Below are 20,091 nucleotides of genomic sequence, written 5' to 3'. Positions count from 1 at the left end.
CTGGTGGCCCGCCTCGCATCGCAAGCCGGAAACCGATCTTGGAGCATCACGAAACAGCGCCGATACTGATTGCCGGCACTGGTCCGGCAGGACTGATCGCGGCGCTTGCTTTTGCCGATGCCTGCTTCCCGGTGACGCTGGTGGGGCCCGAGGCGTCGGCCCCCGATGGCCGCACCACGGCGCTGATGAACCCTGCCCTGAAAGTGCTTGAGCGGCTCGAGGTCCTCGAAGTCATCAGGCCCAAGGCCGCTCCCTTGAAAGTCATGCGCATCGTCGACGCGACCAGCCGGCTGATCCGCAGCCCCGTCGTCACCTTCCGCGCCAGCGAGATCGATGAGGACCAGTTCGGGCTGAACCTGCCCAACAGCGTGCTTAGCCCGGCGCTTGCCGACAAGGTCGCCGCCCATTCCGGGATCGAATGGCGCAGGTCGATGGTGAAGACCTGGCATCTCGATGCCGATCGGGCCCATGCCGTCCTCGCCGACGGCAGCGAGGTTGGCGCGTCACTGGCGGTCGCCGCCGATGGTCGCCAGTCGCCTGCGCGCGAGGCGGCAGGCATTTCGACCGGCTCGCACGCCTATCCGCAGGCCGCGCTCGTGCTTAATTTTGGCCATAGCCGTGAGCACGCCTCCACCTCGACCGAGTTCCACACCGAAACCGGTCCGTTCACTCAGGTTCCGTTGCCCGGCAATCGCTCAAGCCTCGTCTGGGTGGTGAAGCCCGAGACCGCCAAGGAGCTTGCCGCCCTGGATGACGCAACGCTCTCGTTGCGGGTCGAGCAGCAGATGCAGTCGATGCTGGGTCGGGTGACGGTAGAGCCGGGCCGCCAGATCTATCCGCTTTCGACCGTGACGCCCCTGCGTTTCGCACGGGACAGGGTGGCGCTTGTCGGCGAAGCCGCGCATGTGTTCCCGCCGATCGGTGCGCAAGGCCTCAACCTTGGCATCAGGGATATTGACGATCTGGTTGGAATTGCAAAAGAAAATAGCGGAGATCCAGGCGCGGCCAAGGTCCTTGCCGCCTACGATTTCAAGCGTCGTCCCGACATTCTGGCGCGCAGCAGCGCGGTCAACCTGCTCAACATGTCGCTGCTCTCCGACATGCTGCCGGCGCAGATGGCACGCGGCGCCGGTCTCGGCGTGCTCGGCGGCTTTGCACCGCTGCGCGCCTTCTTCATGCGCGAAGGGCTTCGCCCCGGCAGTGGTTTTGCAGCACTCGCGGGCGGCCTGCGGAAACCCATGCGGCAGCAGTAGCGATTTTGCGGATTTTATCGCGACATCGCGACATCAATCAAAACCTTTGCGTCGCATTCTGCGTAGCTTGAAGGCGCTCGAACGCTTCGGGATTGAATTGACTCGGAGTCTGCGCCAAATAAAGTCAAGGAATTCAGTGGTGAGTACGATGAAAACGGCCAAATTCGCGATCGGACAGGTGGTTCGCCACCGGCTGTTTCCGTTTCGAGGCATCATTTTCGACGTCGACCCTCAATTCGCCAACACTGACGAATGGTACGAAGCCATCCCCGCCGATGTGCGGCCGCGCAAGGATCAGCCATTCTACCATCTGCTCGCCGAGAATTCGGAAACCGAATACATCGCCTATGTGTCGGAGCAGAATCTCCTCGAGGATCGGTCAGGCGAGCCGGTCCGCCATCCGCAGATCAAGGAGATGTTCGACAAGAGGCCGGACGGGCGTTACGAGCCGAAACGCCAGTCCAGGCACTGACCTTCCGGCATTCCGGCCGCCGTCAGGAAAGGCCAGACACGAAAAAAGCGGGCATGACCCCGCTTTTTCATTGGCTTGGGAGCGACCGAAGCCGGTGATCAGTTGGCGGTCTTGGCCTTGTCCTGCTCGTCCTTGAGCTTCTTGGCGAAGTCCTGGTTGTTCTTGGCAACGAAGTCCTGGAGCTTCTTCTGCCGGTCCTCGATGTCCGACTGCTGCAGCGGAGGGCCGTCATAGGCGCCGCTGAAGCCCTGGAGCGCGATCTTGATCGGGTTGGCCTGATTCTGGAAATTGATCGAGGTCAGCGTGATCCCCTGACCCTTCTTGAACGAGGCGACGAGCTGGTCGGTCAGCGGCACTTCGGCCACGCAACGATCCGGAAAGCAGATGACATAGTCGAGCTTTACGGCCTTGCCGGTGTCGATCTGCAGGCCGATGCCGGGAGGCACCAGGCGGCCGGTTGGGACCGTCACCTGAAACACCTTGCGGTTCACCTTGCCCTTGAGTTCGATCAGGCTGACACCGGTGACGAGCTGGCCGTTGCCGGCAGTGACGATGTTCTGGACGTTGCAGATATCGACGTCTTCCTGCTTGGTGCAGGCCTTGAACCAGCCCTGAGGAATCTGTTGCTGCTGCTGTGCGGAAGCAGAGGGAAGTCCTGCGCCCAGAAAGCCGACCACGCCCGCGGCCATGACCGAAAGGCGGTACGCATTGCTGTTCAGGCTCGTCATGTCGTGCACTTCCTCTCAAATAATCCCGGAACCGGCTTCTCTACGCCGTGTGGTCCAGCTACCTGTTGCCGAAATGAGGCAACAGAATGACTTCGGACGGCGTGTTACACTGCAAGCGGTGCCGAATCCAGCCCCGCTCACTTCTAATTCTTGATGACACGATTGGCCGGCACGCGGCTGCCTCATGCTAGGCTGCGCACCGAATCATCAAGCCGACCTGTTAAGGAGACGGTCATGGGCCGCGTTCTTGTTTGGCTGGTCACCGCGATATCGCTTTTCACCCTTTCGCTGCGACCGGCCATGTCGGAACCGAAGCATGCCATCGCCATGCAGGGCGAGCCGGCACTGCCGCCCGACTACACCCATTTCGACTACGTCGATCCCGATGCGCCGAAGGGTGGCAACATCACCTATTGTGTTGTCGGCAGCTTCGACAACCTCAACCCTTTCATCCTGAAAAGCCTGCGCACGACGGCGCGCGGCATGATGGATCTGACCTACGGCAACCTCGTTTTCGAACCGCTGATGCAGCGCAACTACGACGAGCCCTTCAGTCTCTATGGCCTGCTCGCCGACAGCGCGGACATGGATTCCGAGCGCAAGTCGATCGAATTCCATCTCAATCCCAATGCAAAGTGGTCGGACGGCGAGCCGGTGACGCCGGAGGATGTGCTGTTCACCTACGATGTGTTCACCGACAAGGGCCGCCCGCCCTACAACGCACGCATGAGCCTGATCGCCAAGCTTGAAAAGACCGGTGATCACAGCGTGCGCTTCACCTTCAATGACAAGGCCAATCGCGAAACGCCCATGATCATCGCGCTGACGCCGATCCTGCCGAGACATGCCTTCGACAAGGAGACTTTCGACAAGACAACGCTCAAGCCGTTGATTGGCAGTGGACCTTATACCATTTCCCAGGTGGCTCCGGGCCAGCGCATCGTGTTCAAGCGCAACCCCGACTATTGGGGCAAGGATGTCCCGGCCAAGCGCGGCTTCGACAATTACGAACAGATCACCATCGAATATTTCCTCAACGCCAACGCCAAGCTCGAGGCTTTCAAGAAAGGCCTTTGCGCCATCGACGACGACGGCGATCCGGTCAAACGGGAGCGCGATCTGGATTTCCCGGCCTTCCATAGAGGTGAGGTGGTTTCCGAAACCTTCGATACCGGCATTCCGCCCGTGGTGACCGGTTTCCTGTTCAACACCAGGCTGCCGAAGTTCTCCAATCCGGTGGTTCGGCGCGCGCTCGGCATGCTTTACGATTTCGAATGGGCGAACAAGAACCTGTTCGGCGGCAAATACACCCGCACGATGAGTTATTGGCAGAATTCCGAGCTTTCCGCGCTCGGCCATCCGGCCGACGACAGGGAAAAGGCGTTGCTCGCCCCCTACCCCGGCCGTGTGCCGCCTGACGTCATGGACGGCACCTGGAAACCGCCCGTGACCGACGGTTCGGGCCAGGACCGCAAGGTTTTGAAGACAGCCTTCGATCTCCTGAAAAGCATCGGCTACCACGTGCAGGACGGCACGATGCTCGATCCCGACGGCAAACCTTTCGGGTTCGAGATCCTGACCGCTTCGCAAGACGAGGAGCGCCTGGCCGGCATCTATCAGCGCACGCTGGAGAAGATCGGCATCAATGTCAGCATCCGTAGCCTCGACGGCGACCAGATCCAGTCACGCAAGCAGCGCTTCGATTTCGAGGCTCTGATCGGATCCAGCGGCTTCAGCAATTCACTGTCGCCAGGCTTCGAACAACTCGGGCGCTGGGGCTCCGAGGCGGCCAGGGCCGAAGGTTCGTTCAATCTCGCCGGCGTTGCCGATCCGGCAGTCGATGCGGCGATCGAAGCGATGCTGCGCGCGCGCTCAAAGGAGGATTATGTCGCCGCCGTTCGCGTTCTCGACCGGCTGCTGATTTCGGGCAATTACATGGTGCCGATGCAGTACAACACGCAGCAGTGGCTTGCTTACTGGAATTATCTGGAACATCCGAAGAAGACGCCCATATTCGGTTATCAGCTGCCGACATGGTGGCGCAAACCGAACTGAAAATCCGGAGATCGAGATGAGCGAAGCGAACGCCATAACCGTCGATGTGGTGTCGGATGTCGTCTGCCCCTGGTGCTTCATCGGTCAGAAGCGGCTGGACAAGGCCGTTGCCGCGGCCGGCGACGTCGATGTGCGTATACGCTGGCGGCCGTTCCAGCTCGATCCGACCATTCCGCCGCAAGGCAAGGACCGCCGGGAGTATATGCGGGCCAAGTTCGGCAGCGATGAGCGCATTCGCGAGATTCATGCCCGCATCGAGCCGCTCGGCGAGGCAGAGGGCATCTCCTTTGCCTTCGATGCCATCAAGGTGGCGTCGAACACGCTGGATGCGCACCGCCTGATCCGTTGGGCGGGTGCTGCCGGTGAAGCCGTGCAGAACAGGCTGGTCCGCCGCCTCTTCCAGTTGAATTTCGAGGAAGGCGTCAACATCGGTGACCATGCCGTGTTGGTCGAAGCCGCTCGCGAGGCCGGCATGGACGCATCCGTGGTCGCCACGCTGTTGCCGACCGACGCCGATGTCGAGGCGGTGCGCACCGAGATCGCCACGGCGTCGCGCATGGGCATATCGGGCGTGCCGTGCTTCCTGCTTGAAGGCAAATATGCCGTGATGGGCGCTCAGGACGTCGACACGCTGGCTGACGCCATCCGCCAGGTGGCGGCGGCGAAGGCGCGCGGCGAATTGGACAAGGTCGGCTGAAGCCGGTCATTCCTTCGCCTGCGACGAGACCGTTTCAGGTCACTTCTCGGCTCCCGGAAAGGCCGATCGCGCCAGGAATCAGACGTCAAAGGACGGCCGGTTTTCGGGAATTTGGTTAGCCCCAACGAAAAATCGGCTCGCCGGACAAGCCAAAATGAGTCACGAAATCGTGTGGATGCCTTCCCTAAGGGAAGGTCGTGGCTCACCGCGTCGTAACCAAGTAACCATCTGACATTGTTATGTTAAATCGCCTTCCTGCCGGCTTACGCGAAGCAGTTGGAAAGCCTGCTCTGTTGCCTTCCCGACACGGCCGGATCTTCAAATCTCGCTGACCCCCTATAAAAATTAATGGAAAATGATCAATTGGTGTTACCATCCGTAACAAAACAAAAAAGGTTTGGGCGGGATCGTGATTCGGATCGGCAGACGATCGCAGGAGTCAGTACCGGATAGACTACACCGCGGCGCCGCAGGGCGGTCGCATTTGACGCCGGTATCCTCGATGCGCAGTTTCTGGGGGCTGATGAAGGCCTACTGGTTCTCCGAGCGCTGGAAGGAAGCCTGGACGCTCACCATCGTCATCGCTCTGCTGACAGCGCTTTCCAGCAAGGCCGGCGTCTGGTTTGCCCTGGCATTGGGCGAGTTGGGCAATTCGATTGCCTTCTTCCACGATGCAGCCAACACCAGCCCGCTGCAGGCAATCCTGACCAATGCCGGCATATTGGTTCTGCTGGTCGTGCTCAAGGATGCCGGCTTCACCGGCGTGCGTGGTCTTGTCTCGGCAACCCTGCACCGAAAGTGGCGTGGCTGGCTGAATAGCCAGTTCAACAAGGCTCTGCTCGACGGCAATCACACCCACTTCCATGCTCAGCATGGTTCGGCGGCTGGCGGTATCGTCGCGCCCGACAACATCGACCAGCGCATCCAGGAATCGATCAAGGACATGACGGGCGGGGCGATCGGTCTCGCCATGGGCGTTCTGGGTGTCGCGACCTCGCTCTATTTTATCGGCGAAAATCTGATCGGATCCTCGGTTGAGGTCAAAGGACTGGAGTTCCTCGGCAGTTATGGCAGCGCCGTGCTGGCCTTCCTCGCCGTCGCCATTTACGTGCCGCTGAACACCTGGATCGCGGTCAAGCTCGGCCGCTTGCTCGAGCGGCTCAATATCCGCATGCAGCAGGCCGAGGGCAGCTACCGCAGCGAACTGACGACGTTCCTGCGCCGCAGCTTCCATGTCGCCGCCTCGCATGGCGAAGACGTGCAAAAGTCGATGCACGACAAGCTCTACGTCGATATCGACAAGACCTGGGGCAAGCTCAATGTCGTCAACAATGGCTACACGTCGTTCGAGCTGATCTACAACTTCCTCGGCGCCCGGATCGTCGCCTATGGCCCCGGTCTGGTGTCGTTCATACACAATCGCCTGGACTACAAGGGCTACATAACCGGCTCCGAAATGGTCGCTCAGCTGATCAGCCAGTGCTCGTGGTTCATTCATGTCATGCCCGCCATCGCCACGCTGCGCGCCAACAGCCAGCGTGTCACGGAACTGGCGAACGCGATCGAGAACGTTCAGCATCCGCAGGCGTTCTACAGCCAGACCGGTCAGTCCGACTTCCATTATGCCAGCCAGAACCCGGTTTTCGGCCTGACCATCCAGAAGCTCGAACTGGCGCATCAGGGAGAGGACGCGACACCGTTCCTCAGCGCCGCCAATTTGCGCTTCCGGCGCAGCGAGTGGACGTTCCTCAAAGGCGAATCCGGTTGCGGCAAGACTTCACTGATCAAGGCGATCAACGGTCTTTGGCCTTATGGCCGCGGTACCATTGTCTTCCCCGACGGGGTGAAGAGCTTTTATGCCGCCCAGGAGGTCAAGCTCCAGCAGGTGTCGCTGAAGCAGCTGGTCTGCCTGCCGGGCTCCGAGCACGACCACGGCGATGCGCAGGTCGCGTCCGCGCTGCACAAGGCCGGCCTTGGCGACTTCATCGAGCATATGGCCAATGAAAGCCGTGAAGGCAAAAGCTGGGATCAGGTCCTGTCGGGCGGCCAGAAGCAGAAGCTGGTGGTGGCCCGCATCATCCTGCAGCAGCCGGGGCTGCTGTTCCTTGACGAGGCGACCGGCGCCCTTGACCCGGAAGGCAAGATTGCCTTCCACCAGGCGATCAAGGACAACTGCCCCGATGTCACTGTGATCAGCGTCATGCACGAAGCGGTGGCGCCACGATCGGCTGCCGGCACCGAGTTCTACCATTCGATCGTGTTGATCGCCGACGGCGTCGCCACCAAGAAGCCGCTGGTTCCGACCCTGCCGGTCGAACTCACGACGATTCTGACCCAGCCACGTCCGGTCGAGGACAAATGGCTGCGTTTCTCACGTCGGCTGAAGCAGAAATAACGTTGATTTCACCGCGACTTGCCGGGCAGCGCGGCAGTCGGCGATCACAGTATCGCGATCGGAGCCATCAGGCGCCGTTTTCCTCACTCACCGCGATTGACTCGGCAAGGCGCGCTCCTATGTTGCGCCCGCTTGCTGACAGTCAAACGCGAACCCGCAAGCGGAAAGGTCACCGCGCCATGCCTGGCGACAGTATTAGTCGAACGCAACCGCCGTCCGCCTAGACGTGACCTGACATGGTTCATGTCTTGCCGGACGGCAAGGAGTGAACCATGAACGATTTTTCCCCCGTAGCGGACGACGAGGCCATCGCCATCGCCCGCATCCTTGCAAACGACCATGTCGCCGACGTGGTCGAGGGGCTCAACCATGAATCGCGCGAAACCGCGACGGATCTGCTTTGCGCCGTACCGTTCGAGCGGCTGGTCGAGATCTTCGACCAGCCTGAACTCGACGGCGCGCCCGAACTCGCGGAGGCCCTGCCCCGCGCCAAGGCAAGCAAGCTGCTCACCGCCATGTCGGTCGACCGTGCGGCCGACATACTGCGCGAGCTCGATGAGCCGGCACGCTCCGAACTGCTCGGCGCACTGGCGCCGCCGCTGCGCGCCACCCTGCTGTCCATTCTGGGCTATCCCGAAGGCAGCGCCGCATCGATCATGACGACGGAATTCGTCAGCGTTCCCTCCGACTGGACCGTCGGACGCACGCTGGACTACATCCAAAAGGTCGAGCGGACGCGCGAAACCGTCTACGCGATCTACATCGTCGATCCGCAAACGCACCTCCTGGTGCGGTCGACCGGCCTGCGCCGGCTCATCACCGGTGAGCCGGACGACCCGATCCTGTCTGTGGCGCCGGACCGTGTGCCCGTGACGGTCACCCCGCTGACCGATCGTGAAACCCTGGCGCAGACGATCTCCAAATACGATCTGCTCGCCGTACCCGTCGTCGACCACGGCAAGATCCTCGGCATCGTGACAATCGACGACATCATCGACACGATGATCGAGGAAACGACGGAGGACGTGCATCGCTTCGGCGGCATGGAAGCGCTCGACGAGCCCTATATGAAGATGAGCTTCCTCGCCATGATCCAGAAGCGCGCCGGCTGGCTGTGCGCGCTGTTCCTCAGCGAAATGCTGACCGCGAACGCCATGCAGAGCTACGATAGCGAACTGGAAAAAGCGATCGTGCTCACCCTCTTTATCCCGCTGATCATGAGCTCCGGCGGCAATTCCGGCTCGCAGGCGACCTCGCTGGTCATCCGGGCGCTGGCGCTGCGCGAGATTGGGCTCGGCGACTGGTGGCGGGTTGCCTTGCGCGAACTGCCGACCGGCCTGGTGCTGGGATCGATCCTTGGCGTGGTCGGCGTCTGCCGCATCACGCTGTGGCAGTATTTCGGTTTCTACGATTACGGTCCGCACTGGCCGCTGATTGCCGCGACGGTCGGGGCCGCATTGGTCGGCATCGTCACCTTTGGTTCACTCTCGGGATCGATGCTGCCCTTCGCGCTGAAACGGGTCGGTTTCGACCCCGCCAGCGCATCGGCGCCGTTTGTCGCCACACTGGTCGATGTCACCGGGCTGGTGATCTATTTCTCGGTGGCGCTGGTCATCCTGCGCGGCACGCTGCTGTAGCCGCATTGCTGTCTCCGCCGCTGGCCATGGCCGGCGGCGGCTTCCGCCCTAGGCTGCCTGCCTTAGGTGGTTCAGTCGACCTTCATCGAGCAAAACGCGCCCGTCACTGGACGCGCTGGCCGTCCTTCACGCGGTAGGTCGGCTTGTACATGGTGACGAGTTCTTCCGCCGCGGTCGGGTGCACGGCCATTGTGCGGTCGAAATCATCCTTGGTCAGGCCGGCCTTCAGCGGAATGCCTAGCAGCTGCGCCATTTCGCCGGCATCCGGCCCCAATATGTGGGCGCCTAGCACTTTGCGGGAAGCGCCGTCGACCACCAGCTTCATCAGCATCTTCTCGTCGCGGCCCGAAAGCGTGTGCCGCATCGGCCGGAAGCAGGCGCGGTAGATTTCGACATCGGCGAAACGCTTGACGGCTTCGTCTTCCGACAGGCCGACAGTGCCGATTTCCGGCTGCGAGAAGACCGCGGTCGCGATCGTGTCGTGGTCGGGCGCGGTCGGGTTGCCCTTGAATGCCGTCTCGACAAAGCACATTGCTTCGTGGATCGCCACCGGTGTCAGCTGCACGCGGTTGGTGACGTCGCCGATCGCCCAGATATTGTCGATGTTGGTGCGGGAATACGCGTCGACCTTGATCGCGCCGACCTGGGTCATCTCGAGGCCGATGCCTTCCAGGCCCATATTCTCGGTGTTGGGGATGCGTCCGATGGCCAGCATGACCTGATCCACCGTCAGCGTCTGGCCGCTGGTGAGAAGGGCATCGAGCCGGCCGTCCGGCCGCTTGCGGATCGACTCCGATACGGCGTGGCAGAGGATCTTGATCCCCTTCTTTTCCATGGTCTCGTGCAGCGTGCGGCGCAGATCCATGTCGAAGCGGCTGAGGATCTCCTTGCCGCGATAGACCAACGTGGTGTCGACACCGAGCCCGTGAAAGATGTTGGCGAACTCGACCGCGATATAGCCGCCGCCCTCGATCATGATCGCCTTCGGCAGTTCCTTGAGGTCGAAAGCCTCGTTGGAAAAGATGCAATGCTCATGACCGGGAAGCGCTGGGTGGGCCGCCGGACGGCCACCGGTGGCGATCAGGATCTGGTCGGCGGTGATGGTGCGGTCGTCGTCCAGGAGATGCACCACATGCGGGTCGACGATCATCGCCCGCGAATGGAAGGTCTCGCCGCCGGCGCCCTCGACATTCTTCTTGTAGATCGCCTCCAGCCGGCTGATCTCGCGGTCCTTGTTGGCCACCAGCGTCTGCCAATTGAAACTGGCTTCCGGCACCGTCCAGCCATAGCCGGCGGCATCGGCAAAATGCTCCGGAAATTGCGAGGCGTAGACATAGAGTTTTTTCGGCACGCAGCCGCGGATGACGCAGGTACCGCCAAAACGGTATTCCTCGGCGATGCCGACGCGCTTGCCGAGTGCGGCGGCAACGCGCGCCGCCCTCACCCCGCCGGAGCCGCCGCCGATGACGAAAAGATCATAGTCATAACCGGCCATGAGGCGGCTCCTTGAATGTCGGAAAATGCGAGTGACAGGTAGGCCGCCAAAGGCCAAAAGAAAAGCCCGGACAGGCCGGGCTTCGCAGATGGCCGCAAGGCCGCATTTGAAAACGCAGGATCAGTTCTGCGTGCCGTCGGCGGGAGCCGAACCGTCGGCCGGTGCGGCGCCATCCGCCGGAGCCGCATTGTCGGCCGGAGCAGCACCATCAGCGGGCGCAGCAGGCGCAGCCGGAGCCTTTGCCTTGGCGGCCGCGGCCAGCGTTTGGCCGACCTGCTGGGCGAGATCGCGGGCAAGGCCGTTCTGCCAGATGTCGGCTGCCTTGACCAAGTCACGCGTCACGGTCGGGCCGCTGTCGAGCAGCTTCTTGCCGGACTCGGAGCTGTAGAAGGCTGCGATGTCGTTGAGTTCCTTCTCGGAAAACACCTTCGCATAGGCAAGGGCCGCTTCCTTCTCGAGATCGGCGCGGCGCGACGCCATCGCCAACGCCTTTTCGCTGATCGTCTTGCCGATCAGCTCCTGCATGTCCGGGTTCTTCTGGATGAGCTGCGATTCGAGCGCGGCCGCCGCCTGCGGCAGGATGTTGTCGAACGGGTCGGTCGCATGGATCGCCGCGACCGCAGCGCGGGCCGCCTTCAGGTGCGATTCGGTGACGTCCTGCGAAAACGCCGGCGACGACAAGGCCAAAACGGCCGAAGCCGCCAGAACGACGCAAAGGCCGCGAACCCGGTTATGCAACATCATGGTTGGTAGAACTCCCTAGTTTTCGGGCGGCATGGACGGTTTGGATACCGTCGCCGCCGGCGATGATGGCCGCTGACGCCAGCCCGATGAAAAGACCATGCTCGACCACGCCCGGAATGGCGTGGAGAGCATTCGAAAGCGCTCTTGTATCCGGAATGCGGCCAAAAGATGCATCGAGGATAAAATGGCCGCCGTCTGTAACAAAAGCCTGGCCTCCCGTCATCCTCAATGTAATCGGACCGGAAAGGCCGAGCTCTGCAGCCGCCTTGGCTATGGCGATCTCGGTGGCGCGCAGGCCGAACTGGTTGACTTCGATCGGCAGCGCAAAACGGCCGAGCGTCTCGACCATCTTCGACCGGTCGGCGATGACGATCATGCGCTGCGAGGCCGCCGCAACGATCTTCTCGCGCAGCAGTGCGCCACCGCCGCCCTTGATCAAGGTCAGCTCCGGGTCGACCTCGTCGGCGCCGTCGACGGTGAGATCGAGCTCGGGCGTCTCCTCCAGTGTCGACAGCGGCACGCCAAGCTCGCGGCACAGTGCGGCGGTGCGCTCCGAAGTCGGCACACCGATGACGGTCATGCCGGTGGCGACCTTGTCGGCGAGCAGCCGCACGAACTCTTCCGCAGTGGTGCCGGTGCCGATGCCGAGCCGCATGCCGTCGCTGACATGGGCAAGGGCGGCCCGCGCGGCCTCGACCTTCAACTGTCTTGCATCCATGCTGCTGCTTGCTGCCCCGGGGAACCTTGTGTTCGGGCTCCTAGCATTTTTGCCGGCCGGGTCAAAGCTTTTGACCGGGTCAAAACCTTTGACCGTGGTCAAAGCCGTTGGGGCACCTATCCACCGCTTTGCTTGCCTTGACGCGCCGCAGCCGCTATCGCCTCCACAGGTACAAACCTGCGCAGGATGGATCATGAGTCGCCCGATCATCGTGTTCGACTTGGACGGAACGCTGGTTGACACAGCGCCGGACCTGCTCGACAGCCTCAACCACAGCCTGGCTGCCAGCGAACTCACGGCCGTCGACGAGGCCGGCTTCAGGCGCTTTGTCGGCCATGGCGGCCGCGTGATGATAGAGCGGGCGCACGCCGCCCAGCAGCGCTCGCTTGACGTCGCCGAGCATGACCGGCTGCTAAAACTGTTCCTCGATCACTACACCGACAACATCCCCGGCAAATCGCGCCCCTACCCCGGTGTCGTCGACGCGATCGGGCGTTTCGAGAAGGCTGGCTATCTCCTTGCCATCTGCACCAACAAATACGAGGCCAATTCCCTGGCGCTGATCGAGGCGCTCGGCCTGACCAGGCATTTCGCGGCCATCGCCGGCCAGGACACGTTTGCGTTCCGCAAGCCCGATCCACGCCACCTGACCGAAACCATCAAGCTGGCCGGCGGCGACCCGCACCGCGCTCTGATGGTCGGCGATTCGCAGACCGACATAGACACCGCCAAGGCCGCCGGCATTCCGGTGGTGGCCGTCGATTTCGGCTACACCGACCGGCATGTCCGCGAATTCGAACCTTCGGCGGTGATCTCGCATTTCGACGCTCTGACCGTGGAACTGGCGGCGCGGCTGATCCGCGCCGCGGGCCACTGAGCGTCAGCAACCGGCATCCCATCGGGACGGCCCGAGGAGCGAAGAATCCGATCGCTGTGAGAACGCCAGACAGCGCCTTGACTTAACCGGCCGGCCTCCCTTATATCGCGGCTCGCTTGGCCTTCGGGCAACGAGCGGGCGATTAGCTCAGCGGGAGAGCACACCCTTCACACGGGTGGGGTCGCAGGTTCAATCCCTGCATCGCCCACCATTTTCCCAAATGGTTTTCCAGCCTTAGCCCGTTGACGCTCTGTTGGCAGCGGCGCGGCGAATTGCAGCTTGTGCGGACATGGCCGGGCACGCATGGCGTCCCATCCGGAACCAACCACCGCACCAGCTCGTTTCCTTGCGTCGAAACTTGAGGGAAAACCATGTCCAGATTTCTCGTGGCAACCAGCGTTGCCGTTCTTCTCGCCGCCGGACCGGCCCTGGCGGCGGATGACAAGCCGTTGCCGCCGCCCAATGCCAAGAAGCTGTCGGAGATCCTCGCCAAGGTCGAGCACCGCGACGGTTTTCGCTATGTGAAAGAGGTCGACTGGGACGATGGCGCCTACACCGTCACCTATTACACGTCGGACAAGGCGAAGGTCGAAATCACCTATGATCCGGTGACCGCCGAGCCCAGGTAGGAGCCGCCGGCAGATATCCGATAGACGGATCCGCTTTTGCACACGCTCGATGGACCAATCGGCGTGCCGCAAATTGTCCATCCTTGGCGTGTGATATGTACGCCGAGGCGCGGCTGTGCCTTGCGCTATCCTGATGCTTGGGGGCACCGATGCGATCTTCCATCCAAACCAAAGTCTTGCTTGTGCTTGCTGTCATACTGGCTGGCGGCATGCTTGCGGCGCCTTCGGCGCGCGCGGACGGGCCATCCTTCGATTGCGCCAAGGCCAGCCTGCCGGCGGAGAAGGCGATCTGCGCCGATCCGCAGCTGTCGGCGATCGATCTGCTGGTCGCCAAGGCCTACAAGGGGTTCGAGCCGGCCTTCGGCGGCGACAAGCGCAAGATCGCCCGCGGGTTGATTGCCGACCGCAATGCCTGCAGTAGCGATACAGCCTGCATCGTCAGCGCGCTGAACAACGCCTTGCAGACCTATGGCAATGCGCCCTCATGGGTAGAGGACTACAACATCGCCCTGATCGGCAAGAAGGCCCTGGATACCGCCGCGCGCAATCCCGGCAACAACGATCAGTCCCTGCCCTCGGCCGTCGGGCAATGCGCATCCACCCACATCAAGACGCTGACCACGCGGCTTGGCGACGATCCGCTGGAGACGGCCCCTGCCGACGCCGGCAGCGCCGCGACATTCACCAATGGCGGCGGGGCGGTTTCCTATGATCGCGAACCGGGCCTTGCCGCCTCGAAGGTCGGCGAAGCCGTCGTGATGTGCCTGATCGCGATTCCCAGGGATTGTCCCAGGGATGACGACCGCGGCCGGGTCTATTATTCGATCGATCTGGTTGCAAAAGGTTCCTGGGCCTTGCCGGACTCCGAGCATCTGTGCGGCGGCGCCTGATCGGCGTGCTTCCCAATCCACGAAGCCTGCCAAAGCGTTCGCTCTGTGCCTGCCCTTGCGCCGGATCGTCTTTGATGGCTGATTGGAACGGTTGACTGCGCCGCATGGGGGATGGGCATGGCGACGGCGAAGCATGTGATGAAACGCATCCTGATGATGCTGGCCGGCTATCTGGTCGCCGTGCTGGTCGGCCTGGTCGCCGTGGCGGCGATCTACGCCGCGCTCAGTTCGCTGCCCAACGCGCCGGCCTATTTCGACATCATGGGCGTCAGCCCGATCGCCGTCCTGGTGGTGCCGCCGCTCGGCATGTTCGTCTACTTCCTGACGATTGTCGTGACCGGGCTGCAGACACTGATCTTCGCGCTGATCGCCGAGTTCTTCTCGCTGCGCAATGCCCTGATGCACATGGTCTTCGGCGCCGCTGCCGCCGCCGGCGGCTTCTTCCTGATCTGGCCGAGCTCGGCGGAAGACATAGACCCGGAGCGCTGGGCCGATATCGGCATCATCGCCGCCGCCGGCCTCGTCGCCGGATTGATCTACTGGCTGATCGCCGGGCGGGAGGCGGGGTTCCGCCGCCCGTTGTCGCAATTCTAAACGATCAGCTCGACGGCGAGCGCACGGCCTCGGTGGCGTCCAATGCCTGCTTCAACCGCGAATCGCGGTCGTAGACGTCGCTGAAATACTCGACCTTGCCGGACATGTCGGGCCATGCGGTGAAATAGGCGACATAGACCGGAATCTTGCGCGTCACATCCTCGGTCGAATGCCCGTGCTTCAGCTTTTCGGCGACATAGTCGACCGTGGTGCCGAGCACCGCCGCCGCCATGCCGCGCGGATCCTGCAGGCGCACGCAGCCATGGCTGAGCGCGCGCATGTCCTGCTTGAAGAACGATTTCTGCGGCGTATCGTGCATGTAGATCGCATGCTTGTTGGGGAACAGGATCTTCAGTTCGCCCAGCGCATTGGCCTCGCTCGGCTGCTGGCGCACGCTGTAGGGAATGTTGGCGCCATAGCCGCCCCAATTGACCGCCGACGACGGAATGCGCTTGCCGCGCGAATCCGTCACCTCGTAGCCGGCCCGATCGAGATAGCCGGGATCGCTGCGCAATCTGGGCAGCATCTCATTGACGATGATCGACTGCGGCACGCCCCAATAGGGATGGAAGTCTACCTGCTTGATCTGGTCGTAGAAGAAAGCCGTCTGGTTGGTCACCCGGCCGACGACGACGCGCGTCTTCAGCTTCTCCTCGCCGTTGTCGATGTAGCTCGCAGTGAACGCCGGCTGGTTGATGAAGACACGTGGGCTGCCGAGATCGGAAGGCAGCCAGCGCAGCTCCTCCAGCGCCACCTGCACCTTGAGCAGTTTGTCAGCCTTCGACGTGCCGGCCAGCAAGGCGACAGTGCGCGGACCGATGACGCCGTCGCCCTTCATGCCTTCCTTCACCTGCACCGCCTTGATCAGCGGCACCAGCTCGGGGACATAAACCTCGCTGGTCGCCAGCCGCGACAAGAGCTCGCCATAGGTGCCGCCCATGCCGTCATCGAGATTGCGCGCGATCAGCGACAGCAGCTTCGGCAGTTCGGGGCTGGTCTCGCCCGGCTTCAGCAGCAGCTTGGGATCGACGACGATCTCATTTTCGGCACTGGCCTGCAGGGCCTCCAGCTCGACGCGCAGCGCCTGATATTCCGCATTCTGCGGATGCCGCGATTCGAGGTAGGTGCGCACTTCCTGTGTATGCGCCAGCGTCTTCAGCACGCCGACCATGTCGAGCGGCTTGGCCGGGAAATCATAGTAACCGGTCATCCGGTTGGGCTCGACACGGCCGTTCTGGGCGTCATGGGCATAGCGCAGGACGCGTGCCGACAGTGCCATCTCGAAGCGCACGAGTTCCCTGAGCTTGGCCGCGTCATCCGTCGAGGCCGAAGTCGTGGCCGGCACATCGACGGTATAGTCGGTGGGCGTCAGGCCGTAGCTCGCGGCCTCGCCCAGCACCCGCACCGCATCCTGGGCGCGGTTGTTGGGGCTGGTTCCGTTCACCCAGATGAAGTCCGGATTGGCCGAGTAATAGGCGATCAACGCCTTGGCGATGTCGGGCTCGGCGTAGAGTTCGTAGTCGCTGAGACCGGCAATGGCATCGTGGAAAGCAGCCCCCGTTGCTGACGGAACGAACGCCGCGTCCTGCGCCGTCGCCGGCTGCGGCGCGGCGGACAGCGTCGAGAAGTCGACGCGAATAAGCTTGTCAGCCTTGTAGGTGTAATAGGACGGCCCGCTGATCTTCGCGCCGCCGCCGCCGCCGCCAGCCGGGGCTTTGGGTTTGTGCGTTGGCGGAGGCGGAAATTCGCCCTGCGGCTCATGCCTGATGCCGCCGCCGAACAGCATGTCGAAGAGCCCCTGGGCGCCTGCCTGAGGCGCGCCCAGGGCGAGCGTTGCCGCGATCGCCACAAGCGGCATCGCGGTTGCTTTTTTACCGAGGAATTTCATGGATCACCCGCTCCGGTCGCAACCGGTTCCCGTTCCGCACGCTAGACCGTCTCGCTCACCGCATGGCGGATGTAAGGCGCGACTATACCGATTCATACCGATTTGGTTAAGCTTTCATAAATTTTGGAAAGCCTGTTGCAGAACGGTTTCACAAGATCGTGTCGGCTGGAGCGCGGGCGTTTCGCTCCAGCCTGGAGAAATCCCCAAAATTCAGGCGTTGGCGCCGCCATCGATGATCAATGCGGCACCGGTAACGAAACGCCCCTCCGGACCGGCGAGCCAGGCAACCATGCCGGCGATGTCATCGGCCTTGCCGAATCGCGGTGCAGCACGGCATGTCGATCCAGGCGCGCGACGGCGCGTCGCGCCCAGCGCTGATGGCCACCGTCACTGGCGCGATGGCTGCCTGGCAAACTCTGGCAGGCCCCGACCGAGCGTGACAAACGCTGGCCATTATGGTGGAAATCCAGCCAAACGCGCGGTCGGGAGGAACAAGCTGTGAAAAAGGGTTATCGCGAACTGCTGGATGAAGCCAACGCCGAGATCGAAGTGGTTTCACCTGAAGAAGCCGCGGGACTGCTCGAGGACGAAGGCACCATCTTCGTCGACCTGCGCGACCCGCGCGAGGTCGAACGCGACGGCAGGATTCCCGGCGCCAAACATGTGACACGCGGCATGCTGGAATTCTGGATCGATCCGGAAAGTCCCTATCACAAGCCGTTCTTCGCCTCGGGCAAGAGCTTCGTGTTCTTCTGCGCCGGCGGCTGGCGTTCAGCGCTCGCCACCAAGACGGCGCAGGACATGGGGCTTGTGCCCGTCAAGCACATCCTTGGCGGCTACACCGCCTGGAAGGCGGCCGGACTGCCTGTCGAGCCCGGCGAGAAGAAGAAATAGCCCCAATGCATGTCGCTCGAGAGTGGTCCCGGTTTTGAGACAACGACATGCCTGGAACGAGGATTGCGTCTCAATGCAGCCGCGACGGCTCGCGGTGTTCCGCGACGAAGGCAACGGCGCGTTCGACAACGCCCTTGTCCGCAAGGATGCGGCGGTGGCCGAGACCGTCGGCCCAGTGCAGCCGCACATGGCCGCCAGCGCCGGCGTAGCGTTTCGCGTGCTCGGCCGGCACCTCGCGATCGTCAGGCGCGTGGATGACCAGCGTCGGCACCGGCGCCTGGGCGAGCTGGCGGTCACCGGTGAATTCATGCAGCGGCCGGCCGGACAGGTGCTGGACGCGGTCCGCCATCGCCACCTGCGAGCGCGGCCCGACGTTGAGCATGCGGCTGAAATCGGCGAAGATAGCCGGCAGGGAGCTGGGTGCGGCGATCAGCACGAGACGTCCGGCCGCCAGCGGCGGAATGTTCTTGACGGAACCGGCAATGGCATTGGCGGCAACGGCGCCGCCGAAGGAATGACCCACCGCCGCGACGAACGGGCCGAACCATTCGCCGGCGACCCGCACCGCGTCGACCGCGTTGACCATGTTCAGGTGCCGGCCCTGCGAATGGCCGTGCCCCGGCAGGTCCAGGGAAACGACCCTGTAGCCGGCGGCGCGATAGCCCTCGATCAAGGCGCGCATATATTCGGTGCGCGAACGCCAGCCATGAACGACAAGCACCGTGCCAAGTGCGGCCCCGCCCGGTTCCGGCCGGAATTCGTGCACCATGACGCAGCCGGTTGCCGTCTTCAGCCGATGATGGCGCGCCTCGGTCATGAACTCGGCGGCCCGGCCGATGGCGCGGCGCTCGCCATCGGTCAGCGCCTTTGTGCTCGGCGTGCGGCAGAACAGTTCGAAAGCCGCGCGCCCGGTGATGCGTGGCGCAATATGCTCGGCCGCACCAAATACGCTCCGGATGACCTTCAGCCCGATTGATGCCATAGTGAGAATCCATCCATACGTTCAAGCATGAACATAATAGTTCAAAGATGAACAATAAACAAGAGCTACCCTGGGACAACCCGCGTTTTCGCAACTGGGTCGCGGTGGCGCGTGCCTGCCATGTGCTGGAGCGCACGCTGGCGGTGAAACTCGCGCCGCTCGACCTGAAGCCGGCGCAGCTCGACGTGCTGATGAACCTCTACCGCCACCCCGGCATGTCGCAGCACGATCTTGCCCGCAAGCTGCTCGTCGGCCGCTCCAACATCACCATGCTTTTGCCGCAGCTGGAGACGCGCGGCCTGCTGCGCCGCGAAGGCGACGAGAAGGACAAGCGCATCCTGCGGCTCGCCTTGACCGAGGCTGGCGAGGCGCTGCTGATGCAGGCGCTGAAAGTGCATATGGCGCTGATCGAGAAAGCGATGAGCCAGTCGACGCCGGAGCAGTGCGACATGATCGGCGAACAGATGCGCAAGATCTATGAGGTGCTGAAGGAGGCCTGACGGCCTTTTCGGTCACTCACCACATGGTTTTCTTCGCCCGCTCCGGCCATTCCTTGTCGTAGGCCTCGCCGTCGATGTTCTTGCGGCTGGTGATTTCCAGGATTTTTCCCGGCGTCGGCAGCGATTTTGGATCGACATGTTTTGCCGGGTTCCAAAGCTCCGACCGCACAATGGCGCGGGCGCACTGGAAATAGACCGAATCGACGTCGATGACGGTCACCGAGCGCGCCGCCTTGCCGTCGACCATGAAGGATGCGCAAAGTTCGGCGTCCGTGGTGATGCGCGCGCGGCCGTTGATGCGCAGCGTCGTGCCAGAGCCCGGCACCAGGAACAGCAACCCGACACGCGGATCCCGGATGATGTTGCGCAGCGAATCGGCGCGATTGTTGCCGCGCCGGTCCGGCATGATCAGCGTCTTCGGATCAACGATACGCACGAAGCCGGCGAGATCGCCGCGCGGCGAACAGTCCAATCCCTCCGGGCCACTGGTGGCAAGCGCAACAAAGGGCGACGCCTCGATGAAGGCGGCATATTCGGGAATGACGTGATCGAGTTCCTTGACCAGCGAGGCTTCGCCTGGAACGCCGTAGAGCGCCTCGAGCTGTTCGACCGTGGTGATAAGCGACATCTTTTTCGTCTCCGA

Annotated in this window: 19 protein-coding genes, 1 tRNA gene and 2 pseudogenes; 14 read left to right on the top strand and 8 right to left on the bottom strand. The window is 62.6% G+C overall.

All coding sequences use genetic code 11. The annotated features are described in order from the left end of the window. The first annotated feature begins 38 nt into the window (after window positions 1-38). Together FJV83_RS30755 and hspQ are read left to right on the top strand one after the other, a co-directional pair. Entirely contained in the window at window positions 39-1,253 is a 1,215-nt protein-coding gene (locus FJV83_RS30755) for a UbiH/UbiF family hydroxylase (RefSeq protein WP_142875963.1), read from the top strand. 148 nt (window positions 1,254-1,401) lie between these two features. Next, window positions 1,402-1,725, top strand: a complete 324-nt coding sequence (hspQ, locus tag FJV83_RS30750; RefSeq protein ID WP_019858091.1) for a heat shock protein HspQ — start codon at window positions 1,402-1,404, stop codon at window positions 1,723-1,725. Between the two features lie 98 nt (window positions 1,726-1,823). Here hspQ and FJV83_RS30745 read toward each other — a convergent pair whose 3' ends face one another. Then, entirely contained in the window at window positions 1,824-2,453 is a 630-nt protein-coding gene (locus FJV83_RS30745) for an invasion associated locus B family protein (RefSeq protein WP_027046833.1), read from the bottom strand. Between the two features lie 234 nt (window positions 2,454-2,687). On the opposite strand from FJV83_RS30745, the gene FJV83_RS30740 reads away from it, so the two are divergent. The 4 genes from FJV83_RS30740 (at window position 2,688) to mgtE (ending at window position 9,237) form a co-directional block, all read left to right on the top strand. Then, the gene (locus FJV83_RS30740) at window positions 2,688-4,508 is read left to right on the top strand and encodes an extracellular solute-binding protein (protein ID WP_142887111.1); all 1,821 of its coding nucleotides are present in this window, start codon (window positions 2,688-2,690) and stop codon (window positions 4,506-4,508) included. Between the two features lie 16 nt (window positions 4,509-4,524). Beyond that, the gene (locus FJV83_RS30735) at window positions 4,525-5,205 is read left to right on the top strand and encodes a DsbA family protein (RefSeq protein WP_095788755.1); all 681 of its coding nucleotides are present in this window, start codon (window positions 4,525-4,527) and stop codon (window positions 5,203-5,205) included. A 502-nt stretch (window positions 5,206-5,707) separates the two neighbouring features. After that, the gene (locus FJV83_RS30730) at window positions 5,708-7,600 is read left to right on the top strand and encodes an ABC transporter ATP-binding protein/permease (protein ID WP_179295973.1); all 1,893 of its coding nucleotides are present in this window, start codon (window positions 5,708-5,710) and stop codon (window positions 7,598-7,600) included. Window positions 7,601-7,872: 272 nt separating this feature from the next. Continuing rightward, window positions 7,873-9,237 carry a magnesium transporter gene (gene mgtE / locus FJV83_RS30725; protein ID WP_142887110.1) on the top strand — a complete coding sequence of 455 codons (1,365 nt, stop codon included), beginning with the start codon at window positions 7,873-7,875 and terminating at the stop codon, window positions 9,235-9,237. A 103-nt stretch (window positions 9,238-9,340) separates the two neighbouring features. Here mgtE and gor read toward each other — a convergent pair whose 3' ends face one another. The 3 genes from gor to rpiA form a co-directional block, all read right to left on the bottom strand. Beyond that, window positions 9,341-10,732 carry a glutathione-disulfide reductase gene (gor, locus tag FJV83_RS30720; RefSeq protein WP_142887109.1) on the bottom strand — a complete coding sequence of 464 codons (1,392 nt, stop codon included), beginning with the start codon at window positions 10,730-10,732 and terminating at the stop codon, window positions 9,341-9,343. Between the two features lie 120 nt (window positions 10,733-10,852). After that, window positions 10,853-11,476, bottom strand: coding sequence for a DUF2059 domain-containing protein (locus FJV83_RS30715; protein WP_095774435.1), 624 nt, complete (start codon window positions 11,474-11,476; stop codon window positions 10,853-10,855). Beyond that, entirely contained in the window at window positions 11,463-12,194 is a 732-nt protein-coding gene (gene rpiA / locus FJV83_RS30710) for a ribose-5-phosphate isomerase RpiA (protein WP_142887108.1), read from the bottom strand. The genes FJV83_RS30715 and rpiA overlap by 14 nt, the downstream gene beginning before the upstream one ends. Before the next feature lie 193 nt (window positions 12,195-12,387). Here rpiA and FJV83_RS30705 point away from each other — a divergent pair, with 193 nt between their 5' ends. The 5 genes from FJV83_RS30705 (at window position 12,388) to FJV83_RS30685 (ending at window position 15,184) form a co-directional block, all read left to right on the top strand. Further along, on the top strand, window positions 12,388-13,071 hold the full coding sequence (locus FJV83_RS30705; protein ID WP_142887107.1) for a phosphoglycolate phosphatase: 684 nt from the start codon (window positions 12,388-12,390) through the stop codon (window positions 13,069-13,071). Between the two features lie 136 nt (window positions 13,072-13,207). Beyond that, window positions 13,208-13,282: transfer RNA gene (locus tag FJV83_RS30700), tRNA-Val, on the top strand. 160 nt (window positions 13,283-13,442) lie between these two features. Beyond that, a complete protein-coding gene (locus tag FJV83_RS30695; RefSeq protein ID WP_095774432.1) occupies window positions 13,443-13,700 on the top strand; it encodes a PepSY domain-containing protein in 258 nt (85 codons plus the stop codon). Window positions 13,701-13,849: 149 nt separating this feature from the next. Continuing rightward, the gene (locus FJV83_RS30690; RefSeq protein WP_246691939.1) at window positions 13,850-14,590 is read left to right on the top strand and encodes a lysozyme inhibitor LprI family protein; all 741 of its coding nucleotides are present in this window, start codon (window positions 13,850-13,852) and stop codon (window positions 14,588-14,590) included. Window positions 14,591-14,701: 111 nt separating this feature from the next. After that, window positions 14,702-15,184, top strand: coding sequence for a hypothetical protein (locus tag FJV83_RS30685; protein ID WP_179295965.1), 483 nt, complete (start codon window positions 14,702-14,704; stop codon window positions 15,182-15,184). Window positions 15,185-15,188: 4 nt separating this feature from the next. Here the strand turns inward: FJV83_RS30685 and FJV83_RS30680 are convergent, their stop codons facing one another. Next, the gene (locus FJV83_RS30680) at window positions 15,189-17,072 is read right to left on the bottom strand and encodes a murein L,D-transpeptidase (protein WP_142887106.1); all 1,884 of its coding nucleotides are present in this window, start codon (window positions 17,070-17,072) and stop codon (window positions 15,189-15,191) included. Between the two features lie 210 nt (window positions 17,073-17,282). Next, a pseudogene (locus FJV83_RS30675) lies at window positions 17,283-17,390 on the bottom strand (SDR family oxidoreductase); the annotation flags it as partial. 5 nt (window positions 17,391-17,395) lie between these two features. Here FJV83_RS30675 and FJV83_RS37305 point away from each other — a divergent pair. Both FJV83_RS37305 and FJV83_RS30665 read left to right on the top strand, forming a co-directional pair. Next, a pseudogene (locus FJV83_RS37305) lies at window positions 17,396-17,512 on the top strand (TetR/AcrR family transcriptional regulator); the annotation flags it as partial. Between the two features lie 58 nt (window positions 17,513-17,570). Then, window positions 17,571-17,966 (top strand): rhodanese-like domain-containing protein, encoded by a 396-nt coding sequence (locus tag FJV83_RS30665; protein ID WP_032930276.1) that lies wholly within the window; start codon window positions 17,571-17,573, stop codon window positions 17,964-17,966. 70 nt (window positions 17,967-18,036) lie between these two features. On the opposite strand, the gene FJV83_RS30660 is transcribed toward FJV83_RS30665, so the two are convergent. Beyond that, window positions 18,037-18,948 (bottom strand): alpha/beta hydrolase, encoded by a 912-nt coding sequence (locus FJV83_RS30660; protein WP_095774430.1) that lies wholly within the window; start codon window positions 18,946-18,948, stop codon window positions 18,037-18,039. A gap of 47 nt (window positions 18,949-18,995) precedes the next feature. Here FJV83_RS30660 and FJV83_RS30655 point away from each other — a divergent pair, with 47 nt between their 5' ends. Continuing rightward, window positions 18,996-19,448: a MarR family transcriptional regulator gene (locus FJV83_RS30655; RefSeq protein ID WP_019858112.1), complete on the top strand. Its 453-nt coding sequence runs from the start codon at window positions 18,996-18,998 to the stop codon at window positions 19,446-19,448. A 16-nt stretch (window positions 19,449-19,464) separates the two neighbouring features. On the opposite strand, the gene FJV83_RS30650 is transcribed toward FJV83_RS30655, so the two are convergent. After that, window positions 19,465-20,076, bottom strand: a complete 612-nt coding sequence (locus FJV83_RS30650) for a pyridoxamine 5'-phosphate oxidase family protein (protein WP_095774429.1) — start codon at window positions 20,074-20,076, stop codon at window positions 19,465-19,467. Between the last annotated feature and the right edge of the window lie 15 nt (window positions 20,077-20,091).

Origin of the sequence: Mesorhizobium sp. WSM4307 (genome assembly GCF_007003945.1) — a bacterium.
GTDB lineage: Bacteria > Pseudomonadota > Alphaproteobacteria > Rhizobiales > Rhizobiaceae > Mesorhizobium.
The sequence above is the reverse complement of the archived record's forward strand: the minus strand, read 5'-3'. Positions and strand labels throughout refer to the sequence as shown.